Here is a 21,041-nt window from a genome sequence, read left to right as displayed (position 1 = left end):
ACCTACGATAATGCCCTAATTCTTTATCGAAGGTATTGAAAAGTTTTTTATAAGAAGGTACTAAAATTATGACTTGTCCATTTTGTTTTAATAGCTTATAACAATTATTTAAAGCCAAGGTGTCATCATAAATATGTTCTACAACATTTAATGCAAAAACAGTGTCGTATTGATTAAAGTAGTTGTTAAATTTAGTATCGAAATCAGGATCTGTTAAGTTAATTATTTCAGTCCCTAAAAAACAAGGGCTATGTTTAAATTTTGTTTCTAATTTAGAGCAGTAGCCCTCTCTTATATCTGTAAGTAATATTTTGAATTTATCTTTAATAAAAAAGTGAGAGATATTACCTAAACCACTGCCAATTTCTAAAACTTTACCCTTACAGAATGGTTTAATAGTTTCATACATCCATTTATTAAACTTGTCAGCATCAGCAATTACGTTTAATGTGCTTTCTCCTATAACATCATTCTCTTCAAATTTTATTTGAGTAGGCATTAGGCAAAGAGGTTATATTTTAAAATACAATAAATGGCTCTAAAACCATCTTTCCATCCTATTTTTTTTCCTTCTTTATATGTTCTTCCATAATACGAAATACCAACTTCATAAATCCGGATATCTTTTATTTTTGAGATTTTTGCAGTAACCTCTGGTTCAAACCCAAATCGATTTTCCTTTAAAGTCAAACTTTTAATATGCTCTGCTTTAAAAAGTTTATAACAAGTTTCCATATCTGTAAGGTTAATTCCTGTAAGAATATTAGAGAGTGTTGTTAAAAATTTATTCCCAATAGTATGCATAAAAAAGAGAACGCGATGTGGGTTTGCACCTACAAAACGAGAACCATATACAACATCTGCAACCCCTCTTTCTATAGGCTTTAAAAGTAAATTATATTCTTCAGGATCATACTCTAAATCGGCATCTTGTATAACAATATAATCGCCAGAAGCTTTAGCTATCCCTGTATGTAAAGCTGCTCCTTTTCCTTTGTTTTTTTCATGGTTATACAACGATATGGGCATGTTAGGGTGCGCTGTTTGGTATTTTAAAATAGCTGCCTTTGTATTATCGGTAGAGTAATCGTTTACAATAACTATCTCTTTCCTAATGTCGTTAATTAATTGAACGTCTTGTATTGCATTTAATATTAAATGTATAGTATCTTGTTCATTATAAACTGGTATTATTATGGAGAGTGTTTTGGACATTGTCTATTTTTAAAACGAAGCGAAGTTAACTCTTTTTAGTTAAAAATGTTGCATCTGTTTTAATCCTTCATAAACCACAATACTAACAGCATTTGCAATATTTAAACTTCTAATGTGTTCACTGTATAATGGTATTTTATAGAGTTTATCTGTGTTTTGTTCTGTAATAGATTTTGGTAAGCCTACAGATTCCTTTCCAAAGATTAGAAAAATGTTATCCTTGAATGGAATATCCCAATGTTTTTTTGTTCCGTGACTAGATAGGAAAGCCATATCTGCATTTTTGTTTTTATTGAAAAAGGCTTCGGTATTATCATAATAACGAATGTCTAAATGTTTCCAATAATCTAGACCAGCACGTTTTAATCTAGCATCTGTAATTTCAAAACCAAAAGGTTTTACTAAATGTAAAATAGAACCTGAAGCCAATGTTAGTCTTCCTATATTTCCGGTGTTATTGGGTATTTCAGGCTCTATTAATACTATATTTAATGGCATTTTAACTATATTAGTTTTGAAGCTGTAAGTCTTTAGCTTCCGTTTCAAAAATAAAGCTTAGTGATTGTAAAAAATCAAAAAGAAATATTAAAGTTTTAATTTTAACAAAAGAGAACATTAAAAGTTTAGTGTAACGATTTTTAACTAAAAATGTTCTATCCTTTTTTTAGGAATTACTAATTATGAAATGTTTACACGCATTTCTATCATGTGTTTTTTAAAACCAGATTTTTCATAAGCTTTAATGGCTGGAGCATTATCATTATAAACTTCTAGCCTCACTTCAGAAATAGATTTGGACTTAGCCCAAGATATTAACGTATCTGTTATGTTTTTTATTATTCCCTTACCTCTGTATTCTGGTTTAACATACATAAACCCCAAATAAGCGTAATTATCATGTTTATGGTATGCTTTGCCTTTTACAATTTTAGCATAACCAGAAGCAATAATTTCTGGACCATTGTGTGCAACCATAACTTCTACTTCATTAGATAAGATAAAAGCTTTAAGATCGTAATAGCTTATAGGGTCTGGTTTTAAGGTTGGATCAAAAGGGCGTTCGGCAGTTATAATACCTTGCTCAAAGGAATATAATGTTGGCAGGTCTTCTAGTGTTGCTTGTCTATATTGAATACTATTCATAAGTATTAATTTAAAATACTTTTTACAAATTGAGAGCTATTATTAGCACCTGTGCTCGTTAAGTGTTTTATAAAAGCACTTCCTATTATTGCCCCTTTTGCATATTGCGTGGCTTGTGTAAATGTTTCATTATTAGAAATACCGAAGCCAACAATTTGTGGGTTTTTTAAGTTCATGTCTGCAATGCGTTTAAAATAGGCTGTTTGCTCGTCTCCAAATCCAGATTTACTTCCAGTAACACTTGCACTACTTACCATATAGATAAAACCATTAGAGATAGAATCTATAAATTGAATCCGTTCAACAGAGGTTTGTGGTGTTATTAAAAAAACATTAATAAGGCCATATTTTTCAAAAGTAGCTTTATAATGTTCATTATAAACCTCTACAGGTAGGTCAGGTATAATTAAACCGTCTATACCAATGTCTTGGCAGGTTTTGCAAAAAGCTTCTACGCCATATTGTAACATTGGGTTAAAATACCCCATTATTATTAAAGGGATAGATACGGTTTGTCTAATATTCTTTAATTGATCGAAAAGTAATTGTGTTGTCATCCCATTTTTAAGAGCTTTTGTAGAGCTATCTTGTATTGTAGGACCATCTGCTAAAGGATCGCTAAACGGGAGGCCTATTTCTATCATATCTACACCACTTTGTTCTAAATTTTTAATAATAGTAGAGGTATCATTAAGGTTTGGGTACCCTGCTGAAAAATAGATAGATAATAGTTTCTTGTTACTTTGTAATGCTTTGTTTATTCTATTCATTGCTAAACTCTTTAGTCAATTTTATAAATATGTCTTTTTGTGCTTTGCTAAGATTATCTGCTGTAAAAATAGAAATGCCTGTTGCGCCTTTTTCTTTTGCTAAACGAATTGCTTTTTCTAAATCTTTAGGGTCTTGTAATGCTGGAGCGTATAACCCCGTGTTTATTGGGAAATCGACATCTTTTACACCTTGCTCGGTTGCAAAACCTATCCAGTTAACATTTTCTCTATAAAAGTTATTATAAATCATTGGGTATGCAGCATCTAGATTCCAATCGTTCCAAGCTTGTCTAACCATTTGTCTTGACATTTCTGGAAACGGAAAAACAGCAGCGGTTACGTTTTGATTTTTTTCGTGGGCTATATCTATTATTTCATTTACTAGAGTAGTAATAGCGTTTAGACGATATTGCCTCCATTCTGTACTTAATTCTGGGTGTTCAAAGTCTTGTGGGTCTTTATTAAAAATAGCTTTAAATCCTTCTCTAGCAATAGGGTGATAGCCATAATCGTACTCAGGCATTTCGGTAGTTTGTACAAGATTGTATTTGGGTTGTAAGTCTGCACCGAGTATAACATCTACATAGCGCACATAGTCTAAATGAATAGAGGCTAACCCTTTTACTTTTGTTAATTGTCTAACATTATTTTTTATGTGCTCTCTAGCTTCAGGATGAAAAGGACTTAACCATTGGTAATAGTCTACATAGGCTCTATATTCTAAAGAGTTTTTTCCAGCTCTATTTACTGCATACCATTCTGGGTGTTTATTCGCTATTGTATCATTAGGGCGATTTAAGGTCCACATCCAAGCATGGATTTTTATGTTCTTTTTAGTCGCCAATGGTACTAATTGAGCTAAAAATTCTGGACTACCACCAACTAATGCTTCGGTAATTCCTAAAGAGTCATAAAGAGCTAGTTTTGTTTCCCATTTGTCTTTGTTAAATACACCTCCAGCGTGCGTCCATGTTGCGAATGTAAAGGACGCTTTTGGAGCCTCAATAATTGTTTCTTTAGTTTTATTATGTTGTTCTGCACAAGAAAATAATACTATAGCTAGTATATATATAAATGCCTTATTCATAATGTTTTAATGCTCCTTCGTTATTAATGATGTAAGTTTTATTTACAGTTTCTATTTTATATTCAAACCCTATATTAGTTTTATAAAAGCTAACAGGAATTGTTTTGTTTTTTGCATAAGTTACATGTAACGGTTGTGTAAATCCATAATCATGCTCTAAAAGGTGTTTTAAATCTCCATATCTAGTTTTTCTAAATAAAGCAAACAGGGTTTGTTTAATGTTTAGGTCTTTATCTTCTATATATATAATGTCTTTAGAAGATGGAGCTTCTGTAAATTGAAGATATCCCCATTTTTCTGGTTCGTGCATGTTAATTACTTTTTGATTACTCCATACCCAATTGTACTCTCTTAAATACGTATTATTTTCTTTTTTACGGCTGTACGTTTCATTTATAATGTCGTGATCCCATTGTACGCGAGAGAAATTAATACGCCATTGTTCTCCTTCTGTAGGTTTTCTTTTTGGGTTGTTTTTTAACCTAATAAAAGGTTTTAATGGAATAGCCATTTCTACTGTCCAAAGGGAGTCTATATCTTTAGGGTTATTTAATGTGCCATGTATTTTTACGTCAGTTTTTAATTGGTTTAAATTCCATTCAAAATTTGCATTTCCACCTATACGATAAGGTTTATCTAAAAACAAATCCCATACGGTATTTAAGGCATTAATTTCAATTTCTCCGTATCCAGTTCCGTTTCCAGAGGGGTCTATAAAAACTTCAAAATCGTTATTATAATAAATAATAGCATCACGTTGTGTAATGTCTCCCCAAATATGAGGCTCTTCTAATTCTGAATAGACATAAAGGTAATTATCGTCCCAAAGCATTTTTACTTTAGTATTGTATTTTGGTGTTTTAATGCCTTCAATATCTATAAATTTATCGGTGTATAATGCAGCTTTCCATGCCGCTTCGTTAGCGTTTCCATCTATAGTTATATTGGCTTGTGTTTTTGAAATAATATAGTGTTTTGGAGACACGATATCTTTTGATACGTCTATAGATAAAATAGGCTTCGTTTCTTTTTTCTTAGTGCAAGAAAAACAAACAAATAGAATTAATAGAGCGATTAGCTGTTTCATTATAATTTAAAATAATCGATATAATTTTGTAAATCTTTATCACCACGCCCAGATAAATTAATAACTACAATGTCTTCTGGTTTAAAGTTTTTTTGATGAAAAACTGCTAGTGCATGAGATGTTTCTATGGCAGGGATAATACCTTCCAATTTACTTAACTCTAAACCTGCAGCCATGGCTTCATCATCTGTAATAGAAATAAATTCTGCACGACCAGTTTTGTACAAATGGGCATGCATTGGGCCAACTCCAGGATAATCTAATCCCGCAGATATTGAATAGGGTTCTGTGATTTGGCCATCATGGGTTTGCATTAATAGTGTTTTACTACCATGAATTATTCCCTCTTTTCCTAGTACCGAAGTCGCTGCACTCTCGCCAGAATGTATGCCTTTTCCTGCTGCTTCTATTGCAATTAAATTGACATTGGTATTTTCTAAATAGTGATAAAAAGCTCCTGCTGCATTACTTCCGCCACCAACACATGCTATAACATAGTCTGGTGTGTTACGCCCTTCTTTGTCTTGTAATTGCCATTGTATTTCTTCTGAAATTACTGCTTGAAAGCGAGCAACCATATCTGGATAGGGGTGAGGGCCAACCACGCTACCAATAATATAATGGGTATCTACAGGGTTATTAATCCAATCTCTAATAGCTTCGTTTGTAGCATCTTTTAGGGTGCGACTTCCAGATAATGCAGGGATGACTTTAGCTCCTAACATTTTCATTCTAGCCACATTTGGCGCTTGCCTAGCAATGTCTATTTCGCCCATATAAACAATGCACTCCATACCCATTAATGCGCAAACAGTTGCTGTTGCTACACCATGTTGTCCTGCGCCTGTTTCTGCAATAATTCGTTTTTTACCTAAACGTTGCGCCATTAAAATTTGCCCAATGGTGTTGTTTACTTTATGTGCTCCTGTATGGTTTAAATCTTCTCTTTTTAAGTAGATTTTAGTCTTGTATTTTTCACTTAAACGTTTTGCAAAATAGAGTGGAGAAGGTCTACCAACGTAATCTTTTAATAATTGATCGAATTCTTCTTTAAAAGAAGGTTCTGCCATTATTTTTAGATAGTTTTTACGTAATTCTTCTACATTGGGGTATAACATTTCGGGAATGTATGCGCCTCCAAACTCTCCGTAATAGCCTTTGTTGTTAATATTGTATGTCATAATCTTAATTCCTAAATAGTAAGATTTTTTTTAATTAAGTTTTAAAGTTCTTCTAATTTTGTTGAACTATATACCCGTGTTTTACTAATTGATATTTAAAATCTTTTAGTTTTTTTAGGTCTTTAAATCCTGATGCGGTTTCAAATTTGCTGTTTAAATCTAAAGTGCAACATAAATCGGACTCTGGTCTTTTCAAGAATAATAATAAAGCATCGAGTTCATCTGGTCCTATGCCTCCACTTAAAAAATAGGATTTATTAGATTTATATTTTTTTAATACATTCCAGTTAAAAGTATAACCATTTCCTCCTGGTTCTTTACCTTTTGTATCGAATAAATAATATTTACATACGTCTTCGTACGGCTCTAAAACTTTAAAATCGAATTGATTTTTAATAGAAAATACTTTTATAACAATTAAGCCTTTGTCTTGCAATTGCGCACACAGCTCTGGTGTTTCATTGCCATGTAATTGTACGCCTTGTAAATTATATTGCTCTACTTTGCTTAATATAAAATCGAGTTTTGAGTTAACAAAAACACCAATTTTTTCAATGCTATCAGGTAAGTCGGGCATCTCTCCTTTAAAATTACGGGGAGATCGTTCGTAAAAAATGAATCCTAAGTAATCAGGTTGTAATTCTGCAACATCTAAAATGTTGTTTTCAAGCTTCATTCCGCAGACTTTTAGTTTCATAGAAAATTTATTTTTAATATTATTTATGTGATGCTGAAACTAGTTCAGGCATGACGATTATTTTTACTGTAATTGTTTTATAAATTGCTTAGCGCTTTCTCCGGCATTATCTGTTTTCATAAAGTTTTCACCTATTAAAAAACCTTGATACCCATAGGGTTTTAATGTATTTATAGCATCTACGCTACTAATACCACTTTCGGAAACTTTTACAAAATCGTCAGGGATTAATTTACTTAATGTTTTGCTAGTTTCTAAGCTAACTTTAAAAGTTTTTAAATTTCTGTTGTTTACGCCTAACATATCTAGGCTTGGCATTATGGACTTATGTAATTCTTCTTCGTTATGTACTTCTAGTAAAACATCTAAATGTAGCTGTTTTGCTAGTTCTGAAAACTGTTTTATTTCGGCTTTAGTTAAAATGGCTGCTATTAATAAAATAACATCTGCACCATAAGCTTTGGCTTCTAATATTTGATACTCGTCTATAATAAATTCTTTTCTTAAAAGTGGTAAACTGCAACTGGCTCTTGCGGTTAATAAATCGTCTAAAGCACCTCCAAAATATTTTGTATCGGTTAAAACAGACATGCCACTTACGCCTGCATTTTCGTAGCCCTTTGCTACATCGAACACATTAAAATTTTGATTTATTATGGCTTTAGATGGTGAACGGCGTTTATGCTCTGCAATAATTCCTGTGTTACTAGACCTTAATTGTTTTGCTAACGATATTGTTGTTCTGTTAAACAATACGGAAGCTTCTAATTGTTTTACAGGAATAAGCTCCTTACGAAAGTCTACCTCTTTACGTTTATCTATTACTATACGTTTTAATATGTCCATTTTTTGAAGTTTGCAGTTTTTAGTTAGTAGCCTACAGTGGATAATACTAAGGGCTAATTTATTTCCTGCTTAATTGTATTAATGTATTTAAACTTTTTTTAGCATTTCCGCTTATTAAAGACTCTTTTGCTAATTTAAAACCTTCTTTATGCGAGATTTGTTTTGCTGTTGCTATTGCTAAGCCTGCATTTGCAAAAACCACATTGTTTTGTGCTTCTGTTCCTTCTCCGTTAATAATATCGATAAATATTTTTGCTGAAGATTCTACTGTATCTCCTCCAAAAATATCACGTTGTTCTATTTGATCAACTTTTAAATCTTTTGGGCTTAACATGGTTTCTTTAGCATTAGAGATTATTTTAGTATTTCCTGTTAATGAAATTTCATCATAACCATCTAGCGCATGTACTATACTATAGTTTTTATCTGTGTTTTGGTATAAGTAGCTATATAATCGTTGCAATTCTAAATTAAAAACACCTACCATTTGATTTTTAGGAAACGATGGGTTTACCATAGGACCTAGCATATTAAAAAATGTTTTTACGCCTAAAGCTTTTCTAATTGGTGCAACATTTTTCATAGCTGGATGGAATAAAGGAGCGTGTAAAACGCAAATACCAGCTTTGTCTATAGATTTTTGTAAGAAGCTTTTATTGTTGGTAAACTTAATACCTAAGTGTTCCATTACGTTAGAGGAGCCGCAGGTAGATGAAACACCATAATTACCATGTTTAGTTACTTTTACACCTGCGCCTGCCGTTACAAAAGAGGATAGTGTTGAAATATTAAAAGTGTCTTTACCATCTCCTCCGGTTCCGCATAAATCTATAGCGTTAAACTCGGAAAGGTCTACAGGAATGCATAATTCTAATAGGGCATCTCTAAAGCCCTGTAATTCTTCTAACGTAATGCTACGCATCATAAATACAGTAAGAAACGAAGCTATTTGACTTTGGTTATAATCTCCTTTTGATATGTTTACTAAAATGTTTTTAGCTTCTTCACTAGAAATATTTTCTTGGTTTATAAGCCTATTTAATATGTTTTTCATTAAAAACTAGTTTTTGTTTCCTTAACAGGAAAAATATTTTTCAAAATATTAAGTTTCTTAAAAGTTATATTAACTATGAGTTTACCCAATTTTCTAATATTTGTTTACCATTTGGGGTTAATACAGATTCTGGATGATATTGTACGCCACGCACATCGTAAATTTTATGACGTAGGGACATTATTTGTCCATTACTATCAAAAGAGGTTGCTTCTAACTGTTCGGGTAAATTAGTATTTACTACCCAAGAGTGATAGCGCCCCACCTCGATAGTTTTGTCTAGATTTTTAAATAATATTTCGTCATCTACTGTAATATTTACTTTAGTTGCTACGCCATGAAATACCGTGTCTAAATTTACTAATGTACCTCCAAAAACTTCACCAATAGCTTGTTGCCCTAAACAAACTCCTAAAATACTTTTTGTTGGTGCATAGTGTTTTATAATAGTTTTTAGTAACCCTGCTTCATCTGGAATTCCTGGGCCTGGTGATAATACTATTTTCTCGAAAGCGTCTACTTCGTCAAGCGTTAGTTTATCGTTACGTTTTACAGTGACTTCGCAGTTTAAATCTTCTAAGTAATGTACCAGATTGTATGTAAAACTGTCGTAATTATCTATTACTAATATTTTTTTCATAATATCTTGCTTTTGCGTTAAGGATTACTCGTTCACTTTTATTTTTTGGAACTCGTGATTGTTTCACAGTTGAGGCATGGTTGGAGCTCCTTGAAAAGAGCGACTGCCGAAAGCCTGACCCTTAATTTTATATCTCTTTTGCTAGTTCTATAGCTTTGGTTAATGCTCCTAATTTATTGTATACTTCTTGTAGTTCATGTTCGGGATTAGATTTTGATACTAATCCAGCACCAGCTTGCCAATGTAGCTCATGGTTTTTACTTAAAAAGGTTCTTATCATTATGGCGTGATTGTAATTACCATTAAAATCCATAAATCCTATAGCTCCGCCATAAAATGCTCTACTCGTTTTTTCGTACTGCTCTATAAGTTGCATGGCTTTATGTTTTGGTGCGCCGCTTAATGTTCCTGCTGGAAAAGTGTCGGCAACAACTTGCATAGTCTCTGTATTATCATGTATTTTTCCTGTAACTTTACTAACAAGATGTATAACGTGAGAGAAAAACTGTGCTTCTCTATAGGTTTCTACTTGTACTTGGCTTCCATGTCTACTTAAATCGTTTCGTGCTAAATCTACGAGCATAACATGTTCTGCATTTTCTTTATCGTCTTGTGCTAGTTTTTTTGCAAGTTCTGCATCTTGTTCGTCGTTTCCTGTTCGTTTAAAAGTACCAGCTATTGGGTGTATTTCGGCAATACCATTTGAAACTACTAATTGCGCTTCTGGTGAGCTACCAAAGATTTTAAAATCGCCATAATCGAAATAGAAAAGGTAAGGTGATGGGTTTATACTACGTAGGGCACGATAGACATTAAATTCATCGCCTTTAAATTCTTGAGAGAATTTTTTAGATAATACTAATTGGAACACATCTCCTCTGGCACAGTGTTTTTTTGCTAGTTCTACATGCGATTTGTATTCGTCATCTGTAAGATTAGATGTTATGTTAGAGTTTGTAGAAAACTCATAAGAGGCAAAGTTTTTAGATTTTATAAGGTGTAAAACATCGTCTATATTACTTGCATTATCGTTAAAACAGTGTGCAAAAACATAGGCTTCATTTTTAAAATGATTGATGGCTATTATGTTCTGGTATACGGCATAATAAATATCTGGGATTTCTATAGAATTTGGTTTTTTAGAAATTTCAACATCTTCAAAATACTTTACTGCATCATAAGCTGTGTAACCAAAAATACCATTATTAATAAATTTAAATTTCTTTTCGGAGGTTACTTTAAAGCGCTGTGTGAATTTATGAATTCTATTGGCTACGTTTTTTGTTCTATTGGTTAATGTACTACCATCTGGAAAGGTTTCGTAAATAGACTTTTCTGTTACTTTTATAGAGGCTATAGGGTTAAAACAGATATAAGAGAAACTATTGTCGTTAGCATGATAATCGCTACTTTCCAGTAGAATACTGTTTGGGAATTTATCTCTTATTTTTAAATAAATACTAACAGGCGTTATTGTATCTGCAAGTATTTTTTTGTAGTGTGTATATAGGCTAAATGTTTTCATTTTGCAAAAGCGTAATTTTTTTAAATTAAAAAAGGCTTGTCGTGAATGACAAGCCTTTTTTGTATGTTAATGTTAAATATACTTATAGGTTTAGATTCACGAATGTTGTTTTCGAGAATTCCACCACCAAGTTGTATTTAATTTTGTGTTCATAATTGTAAATAAAGTTCAAATATATAAATGAAATTTTAGTTTACAAAACCATTTAATAAAAAACCTCTTAAATTAATTTAAGAGGTTTTTCTGCTATTAATGAAATCCTTAATTAAAAAGATAATTTAATGTCTAAGTCGAACTCGTCTGATATTACTTTGTCTTTTAAGTTATCGTAAAAGCTAGAAGAACCGTATTTAACTTTGTATTTAGCTCTATTTACTTTTAGTTTAGCTGTAGCTGTATGCTCTGTTACATTCATATTAAACGTAATTGGGTGTGTAATGCCTTTAATTGTCATGTCTCCAGTTACAGTATAATTACCTTCTTTTCCTTTTAAGGATACTGCTGTAGTTTTAAATGTAGCTGTAGGGTACTCACTAACATTGAAAAAGTCTGCAGATTTTAAGTGTCCATCCAAATTTGCTTTTTGTTCTCCTTCTAGATCTGTTGTGTTAATAGACGTCATATCTATAGTAAAATTGGCTGCTACTAATTTTTTTGCATCTAGAGTTAAGGTGCCTTCTTTTAAGTTAATGGTTCCTTCATGCTTTCCTGTTAATTTATGACCAGTCCATGTTATTGTGCTGTTTTTTACTTTTACCTCTTTATTGACTAGGCCAGTAGTAAATGATACTAATGTTAAAGCTAATGCTATTACTAAAGTGTTTTTAATTGTTTTCATTTTTTATTAATTGTTATTTAATTTTAAAGTCTAATTTTATCTAATAAGTTGTTTAGTGTTTCTAGTTCGTCGTTAGTTAGGTTTTTAGTAAGGTTGTTTTCTTTTGCATCTAATTTATCATCTATCTGTTTCATTATATCTAGCCCCTTGTTAGTAATTAAAATTTCTATTTTTCGTCTGTTACTAGGGCAAGTATTTCTGGTTACTAACTCCTTTACTATTAATTTGTCTACTAATCGAGTTGTATTGCTCATTTTATTAATCATACGCTCCTGAAGTGTACTCATGTTTGCAGGTGTTCCTTTTTGCCCACGTAAAATTCTAAGAACATTATATTGTTCCATAGACAAACCATAACTTTTAAAGAAGCGACTAAAATCCTCTTTAATAGAATTACTGGTATAAAAAATATTAATAACGGTCTTTTGTGGGAGCGGTATTGGCTTTGTACTTTTTATAGCGTGTTCTATTTTCATTTGTTGTTACAATATTTGTATATACAAATGTATGTTTATTTTTATACTGAAACTATAATTTTGTGTTAAATTTTAATTTTGCTTGAAAGGAGTGTAATAACTTTATAAAAATAAAGATAGTATGGCCTTTAAATTAATAGGAACTAATACTAAATACAATTATATTTTATGAAACAACTAGTTTTAATGTTATTACTAACAGTGATAGTTTCCTGTAAAAATGAAGAAAAAGATATAAAAATTGTTGAAGCCGAAACCAAGGAATTATTGGCTAATGAGGTAATCTCTGAAGAACTTGTAGCAGAAGATGTGTCTAACTCGATAGAATTTCCTATATATAATTTTAAAGAATTAGAACCTTTACTAAATAAGGAAGATGATAAAATATATGTTATAAACTTTTGGGCAACTTGGTGTGCTCCTTGTGTTAAAGAACTTCCTTATTTTGAAAAGTTAAATACAGAATACAAGTCTAAAAATGTAGAGGTTATTTTAGTTAGTTTAGATTTTCCTAAACAGTACGAAAAAAAGTTAAAACCTTTTATACTAAAACACAAATTGGCATCTAAAGTTGTAGCACTAAATGATACAGACTCTAACACGTGGATACCTAAAGTTAATAAAGATTGGTCTGGTGCTATACCTGCTACTATAATATATAATAAAGAGAAGCGCCAATTTTATGAACAGTCTTTTAATTATAAAGAATTACAAACAGAAGTAAGTACGTTTTTAAACTAACCTTTTTTATATGCTATAGCGGTTAGGTTTAATACAAATAAATTATTAATAAAAATAAAACAGTTAGTCATGAAAAAAATAGTACAATTATTATGTGTTGCCGTTGTAATATTAGGTGTTAGCGCTTTTACAAATGGAAATAAAGAAGATAATACGGGGTATAAAGTAGGCGACATTGCTACAGATTTTAAATTAGAAAATATAGATGGTAATATGGTATCTTTATCAGATTTTAAGGACGCTAAAGGGTTTATTGTAACCTTTACTTGTAATACATGTCCTTATGCAGTTGCTTACGAAGATAGAACTGAAGCTTTAAACAAAAAATACGCAAAACTAGGTTATCCTGTAATTGCTATTATGCCTAACAATACAGAGGTTAAACCTGGTGATAGTATGGAAAACATGAAAGCTAGAGCAAAAGAAAAAGGGTTTACATTTCCATATTTAATGGATAAGGGACAAAAAGTATATCCGCAATATGGAGCAACTAAAACGCCACACGTTTATGTTTTAGAAAAAACTAAAAAAGGTAATGTTGTAAAATACATTGGAGCTATAGATGATAATTATAGTGATGCAAGTTTAGTAAAAGAAAAATATGTAGAAAATGCAGTAGATGCATTATTAAAAGGGAAAGCTGTTAAAGTAAAAGAAACACGAGCTATAGGGTGCTCTATTAAAGTGTAGTTTCTTTAAATATTAAATAAAATTTTAAAAAAAGAACCCGAAGTGTGTAACACTTCGGGTTTTTTATCGTCTATTTCTTAAAGAAAAGTTAATTTTGATTAACTTTGTACATAAAAACTTAAAAATGGCAGATTTATCTCAGGACGCTTGGGCAGAGCAACTTAAAAACGACGACAACGCTTTTATATTGGATGTTAGAACGGAAGAAGAGGTTGCAGATGGACATATTCCTAATGCTAAAAATTTGAATATATTTAAAGGTCAGGCTTTTATATATGAGTTAGAAGAACTAGACAAATCAAAAAACTATTATGTGTATTGTAAGTCTGGTGGAAGAAGCGGACAAGCCTGTGTTATAATGAATCAAATGGGGTTTGAAAACACTTATAACCTTGCGGGGGGATTTTCGCAATGGAATGGGGAGAAAACCCAGTAATTAAATAACATCATCAATCATGAAACAATTATCAATTACATTTAGTCTTTTGTTAGTACTGTTTTTATCTAGTTGTTCAGATCAAGCAGCTGGAGAAATAACAGTAGTTTCTACAGAAGAAATGGAAACACTATTAAAATTGGACGACGTTCAGTTAATAGATGTTAGAACAGAGAGAGAGCACAAAAATGGGCATTTGGCTTTGTCACAAAATATAGATTTTAACTCTCCTACGTTTGAAGAGGATATAAAAAAGTTAGATAAATTAAAACCGGTAATATTATATTGCCAAGGTGGCGGAAGAAGTGCTAAATGTGCAAAAAAACTTAAAGATGCTGGTTTTGTTAAAATTTATGATTTAGAAGGTGGTTTTTCTAAATGGCAACACCATAATTTAGATCTTAAATTAAAAAAGAAAGCTAAGACCTCTTAAATAAAATAAAACCTTTAAAATAGTAGTACTATAAAAAAGCCTTGTAATTAATCACTACAAGGCTTTTTTATGTTAGAGAAGTTTAGTTTTATTTATCTACTTTCTTTTTTATGTCGTTTATACTCTTCTTAATATCTGAAATGGCTTCGCTTAAGTCTGTTAGTTTTTTATCTTGAGCTTCTATAAAACTATGCATTTTTTCTTCAGCTAATTTTTCTATAATTTCTTCAATTGGCCCAGTTTCTTTAGTGATATAATGAGATCTACCTTCACTAACTTTGTTAACTTCTACACCTTTGTTGTACCGATCTCCTTTTCCTGTCATAATCCAATTAAGATTATATTCTGGATATATTTCAATTATTTTAAGAATTAAATCTACTCCGGGCGTACTTTTATTTCTCCTTATTACATTAAAATAACCACTAGTTTTACCTATGCTTAATTCAAAAGAACGCTGACTTTTAGTGACTTCTTTCTGTATTTCGAGTATTCTATCTACTATTTCCATTTACAAGGTTTACGTATAGTTATTCTATTTTGTGTGTATAATATTTTACATTACAAAATATTATTTGTATTTTAGTAAAACGGTACACCTCAAATGTACCAAATATTTACCTAGAAATCAATAATACATTTTATGATAACCACAGAAGAGACGAGAACGTTAAAGGTTCATCTTAAAACGAACTATATAAAAGATGTTTTAAAAGAGTTAGAGAGTAAAAATATAACCAGTAAAAGTGGAGAGCCATTTAGCGATACTTACATAAGTGCTGTTTTAAATGGAAGAAAGGAAAACCTTGATATAGAGGACGCCATTTTTATGGTATATCAAAAAAGAGTTTATGAATTTAATAAGCGTGAAAAGGCTAAAAGTAGATTATTATCTAAATAACAATACTATAACTATCTAGTTATTGGTATGCTGAAAACAATTAATGATAGGTTGATAAATTGTTTTTTAAGTTTGAGGCCGCCTAGATATCCAAAAGTTTAGGTAGCCTCTTTTTAACTTATTTATGCTAAACCCTTTAAAAAAATATTTTATGTTGGTTTGGTAATGCTTTTACATCCTTGCATTAGTATGTTTGGTATAACAATTATATTAACGAATATTGTGGCAAAATTTAATTTTTTGAGCACAAGTTATCGTTTCTTGAAATTGATAGTGTAGAAGGCATAGTAGTTACAGTAATATTGCTATCGGTATGTAATAATTAACCTCTGTAATTACATGGGGTAATCCCTCCATGTCATTTAAAGAATTTTTTTAATCACCATCGTTATCTGTAGTAGTAATAATTATAGATAATATACTGCGTACGTCTACACTAAATAAAATTTCTAGAGCTTCTATTTCATTATACAGAGCTTCTACTTCTGTAGGGTGAGTACTTATTGCATTGTATAAAGGTACAGGTATGGCATTTATAGCAGTTTTAATATCGTTTAATTTATTTTGTACGCTATTATTTAAAATAGAATTATTAGTAATAGAAAACACATAATCGTCTATGCCAAGACCATTAGGGTTAAAATAAGTGTTTTCTACACTATTAATATTTTCCATTAAAATATTTAAAGATAACTTACTAAAGTAGGCTTGTAATAACTCTGGGTTTGTGTTTGTAGAATTTTCTAAACCAGCAGGTTTTCCTACTTTTTTAATTTTAGCGGTATCTATAAGGTTATATAAACCATTATATAGTTTATTAAAAGAGCCTTGAATACCTTCGGCATTATTATTTATAAATGTATTAGCATAATTTTCTGGAGTAGTCCATATACCATTAAGCCTTTCGGCTTGTGCCTTAAATTCCAGAGCTGTATATTTTAAATAATTTTTTCTTTTTTGGGAAGTAAAAAACTGAGTGTTAACGGTTGTCACATCATTATTAAATAATAAATATTCTAAAGCAGAAAGTGTTTTTATTTGTGGACTTAAACTAGAGACTAATTCTTCTGTAATTTCAGTATTGTTAATCATTACATTTTCTAAAGCATTAGGTAATGTTGGCCAATTGTATAAGGCTTGATGCATAAATTGATCTCTAACAGAGCCTATATTAAAAGCATAAATATTTGCGTAAGCAAGAGCGGTTTGTTGCCATTGGTTTCGTAAAGATGTTAGATTGGCCTCGTTTGTAGAAGTTAAGTAATTTTCAACTTTTAGATTAAGTGTATTGGCTTGGTTTTTAAACTCTAAAACTGCTGGTAATATTTGCTGATTTGTAAGCTCATTTAAAAGTGCTTTAACTTGAAAAGTAGTGGGTTCTGTAGTATTGTCTGTTTTAGAATCGCATGTAAATAATAACAAGGCGATTAGTATTAAATTAATTTTTTTCATTTTCATTTTCATTTTTTAGAGAGAGTTTACAAAAGCAATAACCTGTTGGCGTTTATTTAAAGGAAGGTTTTTAAAGGCTTGTTTACTATTTTCTGCTTCACCACCATGCCATAATATGGCTTCTTCTATATTTCTTGCTCTTCCATCGTGAAGTAAGTTTGTATGGCCGTTTACAGTAGCAATTAGTCCTATACCCCAAAGTGGTTGTGTACGCCATTCGTTTCCGTTAGCGAGAAAGTCTGTTCTATTATCGGCCAGTGCATCACCCATATCGTGCAATAAGAAATCGGAATATGGTTTTATTGTAATGTCGTTAAGAAGCGAATTGTTTGTTGTTTCTGTTTTTTGATTTATTGCATGGCAGCCAATACAGTTAAGATCGTTAAATAATACTTTTCCTTTTAATACTTCTTCGTCTTTAAAATTACGGCGATTGGGTACGGCTAAATGTTCTTGATAAAATACAATTTTATCTAATTGAGTATCTGTTACCTCTGGAGTTCCACCATTAGGAGCGTCTATACAGTCTTGTTGAGGAGAAGGACAATTATTATCTGGAAAAAGACTTGTTGTTAACCCCATGTCTCCATGAAAAGCTCCTGCTACTTGTTGTTTTAGTGTTGGTGCATTAGCTTTCCACCCATATTTTCCTAATTGAGTTGTATTTGTTTCTTGGTTGTAAACATAATTGGCACGTCCAGAAATTCCATCATTATTACTATCATTAACGTCTTCATATTTAATAATTTCAATATCTGGTAAAGCGCTTATTAAACCTAAGCCTATTGTTTGTTGTGCTACTCTAGGAGACGTTTTAACTCCCGATAGAGAACCAAAAGCTTCTTGCTCAAAACTATAAATAGGGTTTTGTAATTGGTATGTTGTTCCATCTGGATAACTCTCTGTAATAGTTTCGTATACAACTTTAACTTTTGCTTCAAAAGGAATGCCGTTATTTGCTCTATCTTGAATTTGTGCGCCATAACCAGGAACTGGTATTGCATTGCCATTACTATCTTGCCCAGGTAAACTTACCCGCATTAAAAAACCGCTAGAGCCCACATTATTTACTAGTGGCTTGCCTCTACCATCTTTAAAATGGCATGTAGCACAAGCTCGGGCGTTAAATGTTGGACCTAAACCATCTCTTGCTGTTGTAGAAGCAGGAGAGGAGACCCATGTTTGGTTAAATAAAGAATTACCTGTAGCAAATTGTGCTTGTTCTTGAAAAGTTAATCCATCAATTTCAAAGCCAAATGCATTTTGGCTTGTTGAGAAAACTCCTAAAGGGCCAGTTAATAATTCTTCTCCTTCTTCATATAATGAAGTAGTGTTTACAGGCTCATAATCGTCTTTACTACAATTAAAAAGAATTATGCTTAGTAAACTAAATAAGAGGATAATGTTATGTTTCATTTTTTTATTTCAATGTGAAAATCCCGATATAAAAAATAGCGGGATTTTCTAAAAAAAATTAAGAAAAATATGTAATATTTAAGTACTATAAATTAATTCCTATTGCTGTTGCCGAAGCACTAATTTCATCTGCTAAATCTTGTAATGCTTTTACACTTTGCATAACAACACCAAAAGTAGCATCTGTAGAGCTTTCTTGAGTAATTAAATAATCGAAAGGTTGCGCATTATTTGCTATAGCATTAACTTTATTCATAGCATTATTTGCAGCAGTTTTTAATGTTTCTGCTTGTGTAGGATTAGCTTGTTTTACTAAATCGTAAAAAGAGGCTCCAGAGATGGTATTGTATTCTCCAAAAATAACATTGTAAACTCCTTTGGCATTTGCATAAATGTCTCTATGTGTATTGTCGCTAAAGCAAGAATGCTCATCTTCTTGTCCCAATCCATTAATTCCATCTGTAGAATCTACAGGAGCAATAATACGCTCAGAACTTAACTCATCTCCAGCTATAAAAAAGGCTCCATTTATTAATTGGCGTAATGCAACATTTTCGTCTAAGTTATTAAATACAGTTCTGTATGCTCCATTAGTATTCCATGTGTTTACTAATGCTTGTAAATCGTTTATTAGTAATGTTGTTGCTACTTGTAAGTATTGTGTACGTCTATCTGCATTAGCTGCCGTTGTATAATCGGTATATGCTCTTAAACCCGCTTTATCTTCGTTAGGTAAAGTATTGTCTTGTCCCCAAAGTAAAAATTCTATAGCATGCCAACCGGTACTAATGGATTTATCGTTTTGTTCTTCATTTAAACTTGCAATGGTAGCAGCATCTATAGTTACACTTGTGTCTGCTATTATACTAGAGTAACTACCTGCATAAGGCTCTGTTCCAGAAGCAACATAATCTATATAACTTTCATCAATTGGCCATGCATTCATTTGCCCTTCACTACCAAGTGCCCAAGATGGGCCACCAGCAGTAGCTTCTGTATCTACAGGACCATTGCATTCTCTATAAGCCTCAGTTTGTCCATAAGCTTCTCTTGCAGCTAACCATGCCTCTTTTGCAGCTGTAAAGTTTGCGTCATTTGGCGTTGCAATAAATGTATTAATAGCTGCTTGTAAGGATACAGCACCATTATAACTATCTAGGTAAGATTGATAAACAATGTTTGCGTAATTTTGTATTACTGCAGATTTTGTAACAGTGTTTGTTGTTGTTGGTGTGCTATCATCGTCTGATGAACACGAAATAAATACTAAAGCTAATAGAGCAAAAGCACTTAAAAATTTAATTGTAGATTTCATTATGTTTTATTTAGACTAATTATAAATAGATGGCAAATGTATTTTTTAGATTTGTAAAAAACAAGTTTATTTTTATTTATTCTAAATAAGTATAGTGTGTTTTTTATTTAAGCATTGTTAATCAGTATTTTATTTGTTTTTTTTAAAATGAATAGTGTATACCTTTTTAAATGTATTTGCAGGTATTATCTTTGAAGTAATTAATCGATATAAAATAACCCTCTTATGAATGCCTATTTTTTGCCCTTTGCAGGCGGTAGCGAAATTTCTTATACACCATTAACCAAATTACTATCTCTTAAACAAATTGCATGTTACCAATGTAGTTTGCCAGGGCGAGGGAAACGAATTAGAGAGCCTTTACTGGAAAGTGTTGAAGATATGGCAGAAGATATTTTTAAACAGCTACAAGATCGGTTTTTTAAGGGTGATTATGTGCTTTTTGGACATAGTATGGGAGCGCTATTAACGGTACATTTATTATCTTTAATAGAAAAATACAAGGCACCAATGCCTAAACATGTTTTTTTATCGGGTAGAGGAGGAGAAATAAAAATGCCTGAGCCTCCACTTAAAAGTGAAATGGATTCTAAAACATTTAGAGCTGCTTTAAAAGCCTTTGGTGGTTTACCAGATGAAATTTTAAAAGAAGAGGCAATAATGTCTTTTTTTGAGCCAATAATTAAAGCCGATTTTAAGGCTATTGAGCATTATTTGCCTATAGATGTTAGGTTACAAGGTTTACCAGTTACTGTTTATTATGGTACGGAAGACGATTTTAATTTACAGCAAATAGAATGTTGGCAACGTATTACCGATAAAAAAATTACAACTAGAGCTTTTAATGGAGGACATTTTTTTGTTTTAAATAAGTATGAAGCTATTGTTGAGGATGTTTTATTTGAAGTTATACAATTGACTTGATAAATAATACAGTTCATCCTTAAAAATAGACTGTTCGGTAACTCTCTTTTTTTAATTAATAATTAGCCATAGATATTTGGTAAGTAATTAAAAAGAGATATGATAAAAAAACGGATCATTGCCTATATTGTTGATTATCTGGTTATAATGTGCTATGCAATAATCTTGTTTTTA

Annotated in this window: 25 protein-coding genes; 6 read left to right on the top strand and 19 right to left on the bottom strand. The window is 31.4% G+C overall.

All coding sequences use genetic code 11. From position 1 onward, the window contains the following. The 15 genes from ACVC2P_RS02705 to ACVC2P_RS02635 all read right to left on the bottom strand — a co-directional run. The coding region (locus ACVC2P_RS02705; protein ID WP_452596943.1) for a class I SAM-dependent methyltransferase at positions 1 to 499 on the bottom strand (499 nt) is incomplete at its 3' end. Further along, positions 499 to 1,215: a glycosyltransferase family 2 protein gene (locus ACVC2P_RS02700; RefSeq protein ID WP_452596942.1), complete on the bottom strand. Its 717-nt coding sequence runs from the start codon at positions 1,213 to 1,215 to the stop codon at positions 499 to 501. The genes ACVC2P_RS02705 and ACVC2P_RS02700, both read right to left, overlap by 1 nt. A 39-nt stretch (positions 1,216 to 1,254) precedes the next feature. Continuing rightward, entirely contained in the window at positions 1,255 to 1,713 is a 459-nt protein-coding gene (locus tag ACVC2P_RS02695; protein WP_452596941.1) for a tRNA (cytidine(34)-2'-O)-methyltransferase, read from the bottom strand. 180 nt (positions 1,714 to 1,893) lie between these two features. After that, entirely contained in the window at positions 1,894 to 2,358 is a 465-nt protein-coding gene (locus tag ACVC2P_RS02690; RefSeq protein WP_452596940.1) for a GNAT family N-acetyltransferase, read from the bottom strand. Positions 2,359 to 2,363: 5 nt separating this feature from the next. After that, positions 2,364 to 3,128: a tryptophan synthase subunit alpha gene (gene trpA, locus ACVC2P_RS02685; RefSeq protein WP_452596939.1), complete on the bottom strand. Its 765-nt coding sequence runs from the start codon at positions 3,126 to 3,128 to the stop codon at positions 2,364 to 2,366. After that, positions 3,121 to 4,215 carry a family 10 glycosylhydrolase gene (locus ACVC2P_RS02680; RefSeq protein WP_452596938.1) on the bottom strand — a complete coding sequence of 365 codons (1,095 nt, stop codon included), beginning with the start codon at positions 4,213 to 4,215 and terminating at the stop codon, positions 3,121 to 3,123. Before ACVC2P_RS02680 ends, trpA begins: the two co-directional genes overlap by 8 nt. After that, on the bottom strand, positions 4,208 to 5,302 hold the full coding sequence (locus tag ACVC2P_RS02675; protein WP_452596937.1) for a carbohydrate-binding family 9-like protein: 1,095 nt from the start codon (positions 5,300 to 5,302) through the stop codon (positions 4,208 to 4,210). The genes ACVC2P_RS02680 and ACVC2P_RS02675 overlap by 8 nt, the downstream gene beginning before the upstream one ends. Continuing rightward, positions 5,302 to 6,483, bottom strand: a complete 1,182-nt coding sequence (trpB, locus tag ACVC2P_RS02670; protein WP_452596936.1) for a tryptophan synthase subunit beta — start codon at positions 6,481 to 6,483, stop codon at positions 5,302 to 5,304. Before trpB ends, ACVC2P_RS02675 begins: the two co-directional genes overlap by 1 nt. A gap of 52 nt (positions 6,484 to 6,535) precedes the next feature. Further along, positions 6,536 to 7,180, bottom strand: coding sequence for a phosphoribosylanthranilate isomerase (locus tag ACVC2P_RS02665; protein WP_452596935.1), 645 nt, complete (start codon positions 7,178 to 7,180; stop codon positions 6,536 to 6,538). 63 nt (positions 7,181 to 7,243) lie between these two features. After that, positions 7,244 to 8,026 carry an indole-3-glycerol phosphate synthase TrpC gene (trpC, locus tag ACVC2P_RS02660; protein ID WP_452596934.1) on the bottom strand — a complete coding sequence of 261 codons (783 nt, stop codon included), beginning with the start codon at positions 8,024 to 8,026 and terminating at the stop codon, positions 7,244 to 7,246. A 58-nt stretch (positions 8,027 to 8,084) separates the two neighbouring features. Further along, positions 8,085 to 9,080 (bottom strand): anthranilate phosphoribosyltransferase, encoded by a 996-nt coding sequence (trpD, locus tag ACVC2P_RS02655; RefSeq protein ID WP_452596933.1) that lies wholly within the window; start codon positions 9,078 to 9,080, stop codon positions 8,085 to 8,087. 73 nt (positions 9,081 to 9,153) lie between these two features. After that, on the bottom strand, positions 9,154 to 9,720 hold the full coding sequence (locus ACVC2P_RS02650; protein WP_452596932.1) for an anthranilate synthase component II: 567 nt from the start codon (positions 9,718 to 9,720) through the stop codon (positions 9,154 to 9,156). A gap of 127 nt (positions 9,721 to 9,847) precedes the next feature. Beyond that, the gene (locus ACVC2P_RS02645; RefSeq protein WP_452596931.1) at positions 9,848 to 11,245 is read right to left on the bottom strand and encodes an anthranilate synthase component I family protein; all 1,398 of its coding nucleotides are present in this window, start codon (positions 11,243 to 11,245) and stop codon (positions 9,848 to 9,850) included. Positions 11,246 to 11,510: 265 nt separating this feature from the next. After that, positions 11,511 to 12,083, bottom strand: coding sequence for a YceI family protein (locus ACVC2P_RS02640; RefSeq protein ID WP_452596930.1), 573 nt, complete (start codon positions 12,081 to 12,083; stop codon positions 11,511 to 11,513). Between the two features lie 23 nt (positions 12,084 to 12,106). Continuing rightward, entirely contained in the window at positions 12,107 to 12,559 is a 453-nt protein-coding gene (locus tag ACVC2P_RS02635) for a MarR family winged helix-turn-helix transcriptional regulator (RefSeq protein WP_452596929.1), read from the bottom strand. A 168-nt stretch (positions 12,560 to 12,727) separates the two neighbouring features. On the opposite strand from ACVC2P_RS02635, the gene ACVC2P_RS02630 reads away from it, so the two are divergent. From ACVC2P_RS02630 to ACVC2P_RS02615, 4 genes are all read left to right on the top strand, one after another. Further along, positions 12,728 to 13,300, top strand: coding sequence for a TlpA disulfide reductase family protein (locus tag ACVC2P_RS02630; protein ID WP_452596928.1), 573 nt, complete (start codon positions 12,728 to 12,730; stop codon positions 13,298 to 13,300). A gap of 69 nt (positions 13,301 to 13,369) precedes the next feature. After that, positions 13,370 to 13,990, top strand: coding sequence for a thioredoxin family protein (locus ACVC2P_RS02625; RefSeq protein ID WP_452596927.1), 621 nt, complete (start codon positions 13,370 to 13,372; stop codon positions 13,988 to 13,990). A 124-nt stretch (positions 13,991 to 14,114) separates the two neighbouring features. Continuing rightward, complete coding sequence (locus ACVC2P_RS02620) at positions 14,115 to 14,426, top strand: rhodanese-like domain-containing protein (protein WP_452596944.1); 312 nt, start codon at positions 14,115 to 14,117, stop codon at positions 14,424 to 14,426. A 19-nt stretch (positions 14,427 to 14,445) separates the two neighbouring features. After that, positions 14,446 to 14,859 (top strand): rhodanese-like domain-containing protein, encoded by a 414-nt coding sequence (locus tag ACVC2P_RS02615; RefSeq protein WP_452596926.1) that lies wholly within the window; start codon positions 14,446 to 14,448, stop codon positions 14,857 to 14,859. A gap of 88 nt (positions 14,860 to 14,947) precedes the next feature. Here the strand turns inward: ACVC2P_RS02615 and ACVC2P_RS02610 are convergent, their stop codons facing one another. Continuing rightward, positions 14,948 to 15,370 (bottom strand): hypothetical protein, encoded by a 423-nt coding sequence (locus ACVC2P_RS02610; protein WP_452596925.1) that lies wholly within the window; start codon positions 15,368 to 15,370, stop codon positions 14,948 to 14,950. Positions 15,371 to 15,502: 132 nt separating this feature from the next. Here ACVC2P_RS02610 and ACVC2P_RS02605 point away from each other — a divergent pair, with 132 nt between their 5' ends. Beyond that, entirely contained in the window at positions 15,503 to 15,760 is a 258-nt protein-coding gene (locus tag ACVC2P_RS02605) for a hypothetical protein (protein ID WP_452596924.1), read from the top strand. A gap of 375 nt (positions 15,761 to 16,135) precedes the next feature. Here the strand turns inward: ACVC2P_RS02605 and ACVC2P_RS02600 are convergent, their stop codons facing one another. The 3 genes from ACVC2P_RS02600 to ACVC2P_RS02590 all read right to left on the bottom strand — a co-directional run bounded on the left by ACVC2P_RS02600 (position 16,136) and on the right by ACVC2P_RS02590 (position 19,943). Then, on the bottom strand, positions 16,136 to 17,212 hold the full coding sequence (locus ACVC2P_RS02600; RefSeq protein ID WP_452596923.1) for an imelysin family protein: 1,077 nt from the start codon (positions 17,210 to 17,212) through the stop codon (positions 16,136 to 16,138). 15 nt (positions 17,213 to 17,227) lie between these two features. Next, positions 17,228 to 18,628 (bottom strand): di-heme oxidoreductase family protein, encoded by a 1,401-nt coding sequence (locus tag ACVC2P_RS02595; RefSeq protein WP_452596922.1) that lies wholly within the window; start codon positions 18,626 to 18,628, stop codon positions 17,228 to 17,230. Positions 18,629 to 18,713: 85 nt separating this feature from the next. Next, positions 18,714 to 19,943: an imelysin family protein gene (locus ACVC2P_RS02590; protein WP_452596921.1), complete on the bottom strand. Its 1,230-nt coding sequence runs from the start codon at positions 19,941 to 19,943 to the stop codon at positions 18,714 to 18,716. A gap of 225 nt (positions 19,944 to 20,168) precedes the next feature. Between ACVC2P_RS02590 and ACVC2P_RS02585 the strand changes: the two genes are divergently transcribed. Continuing rightward, a complete protein-coding gene (locus ACVC2P_RS02585; protein WP_452596920.1) occupies positions 20,169 to 20,867 on the top strand; it encodes a thioesterase II family protein in 699 nt (232 codons plus the stop codon). Positions 20,868 to 21,041: the final 174 nt, after the last annotated feature.

The organism is Pontimicrobium sp. MEBiC01747, from assembly GCF_053601635.1.
This window is presented reverse-complemented; position numbering and strand designations above follow the sequence as displayed.

What these genes read in the sequence shown, in the direction of transcription:
- ACVC2P_RS02700 (WP_452596942.1), bottom strand. Translation starts at nt 1,215, where the DNA reads ATGTCCAAAACACTCTCCATAATAATACCAGTTTATAATGAACAAGAT.
- ACVC2P_RS02695 (WP_452596941.1), bottom strand. Translation starts at nt 1,713, where the DNA reads ATGCCATTAAATATAGTATTAATAGAGCCTGAAATACCCAATAACACC.
- ACVC2P_RS02690 (WP_452596940.1), bottom strand. Translation starts at nt 2,358, where the DNA reads ATGAATAGTATTCAATATAGACAAGCAACACTAGAAGACCTGCCAACA.
- trpA (WP_452596939.1), bottom strand. Translation starts at nt 3,128, where the DNA reads ATGAATAGAATAAACAAAGCATTACAAAGTAACAAGAAACTATTATCT.
- ACVC2P_RS02680 (WP_452596938.1), bottom strand. Translation starts at nt 4,215, where the DNA reads ATGAATAAGGCATTTATATATATACTAGCTATAGTATTATTTTCTTGT.
- ACVC2P_RS02675 (WP_452596937.1), bottom strand. Translation starts at nt 5,302, where the DNA reads ATGAAACAGCTAATCGCTCTATTAATTCTATTTGTTTGTTTTTCTTGC.
- trpB (WP_452596936.1), bottom strand. Translation starts at nt 6,483, where the DNA reads ATGACATACAATATTAACAACAAAGGCTATTACGGAGAGTTTGGAGGC.
- ACVC2P_RS02665 (WP_452596935.1), bottom strand. Translation starts at nt 7,180, where the DNA reads ATGAAACTAAAAGTCTGCGGAATGAAGCTTGAAAACAACATTTTAGAT.
- trpC (WP_452596934.1), bottom strand. Translation starts at nt 8,026, where the DNA reads ATGGACATATTAAAACGTATAGTAATAGATAAACGTAAAGAGGTAGAC.
- trpD (WP_452596933.1), bottom strand. Translation starts at nt 9,080, where the DNA reads ATGAAAAACATATTAAATAGGCTTATAAACCAAGAAAATATTTCTAGT.
- ACVC2P_RS02650 (WP_452596932.1), bottom strand. Translation starts at nt 9,720, where the DNA reads ATGAAAAAAATATTAGTAATAGATAATTACGACAGTTTTACATACAAT.
- ACVC2P_RS02645 (WP_452596931.1), bottom strand. Translation starts at nt 11,245, where the DNA reads ATGAAAACATTTAGCCTATATACACACTACAAAAAAATACTTGCAGAT.
- ACVC2P_RS02640 (WP_452596930.1), bottom strand. Translation starts at nt 12,083, where the DNA reads ATGAAAACAATTAAAAACACTTTAGTAATAGCATTAGCTTTAACATTA.
- ACVC2P_RS02635 (WP_452596929.1), bottom strand. Translation starts at nt 12,559, where the DNA reads ATGAAAATAGAACACGCTATAAAAAGTACAAAGCCAATACCGCTCCCA.
- ACVC2P_RS02630 (WP_452596928.1), top strand. Translation starts at nt 12,728, where the DNA reads ATGAAACAACTAGTTTTAATGTTATTACTAACAGTGATAGTTTCCTGT.
- ACVC2P_RS02625 (WP_452596927.1), top strand. Translation starts at nt 13,370, where the DNA reads ATGAAAAAAATAGTACAATTATTATGTGTTGCCGTTGTAATATTAGGT.
- ACVC2P_RS02620 (WP_452596944.1), top strand. Translation starts at nt 14,115, where the DNA reads ATGGCAGATTTATCTCAGGACGCTTGGGCAGAGCAACTTAAAAACGAC.
- ACVC2P_RS02615 (WP_452596926.1), top strand. Translation starts at nt 14,446, where the DNA reads ATGAAACAATTATCAATTACATTTAGTCTTTTGTTAGTACTGTTTTTA.
- ACVC2P_RS02610 (WP_452596925.1), bottom strand. Translation starts at nt 15,370, where the DNA reads ATGGAAATAGTAGATAGAATACTCGAAATACAGAAAGAAGTCACTAAA.
- ACVC2P_RS02605 (WP_452596924.1), top strand. Translation starts at nt 15,503, where the DNA reads ATGATAACCACAGAAGAGACGAGAACGTTAAAGGTTCATCTTAAAACG.
- ACVC2P_RS02600 (WP_452596923.1), bottom strand. Translation starts at nt 17,212, where the DNA reads ATGAAAAAAATTAATTTAATACTAATCGCCTTGTTATTATTTACATGC.
- ACVC2P_RS02595 (WP_452596922.1), bottom strand. Translation starts at nt 18,628, where the DNA reads ATGAAACATAACATTATCCTCTTATTTAGTTTACTAAGCATAATTCTT.
- ACVC2P_RS02590 (WP_452596921.1), bottom strand. Translation starts at nt 19,943, where the DNA reads ATGAAATCTACAATTAAATTTTTAAGTGCTTTTGCTCTATTAGCTTTA.
- ACVC2P_RS02585 (WP_452596920.1), top strand. Translation starts at nt 20,169, where the DNA reads ATGAATGCCTATTTTTTGCCCTTTGCAGGCGGTAGCGAAATTTCTTAT.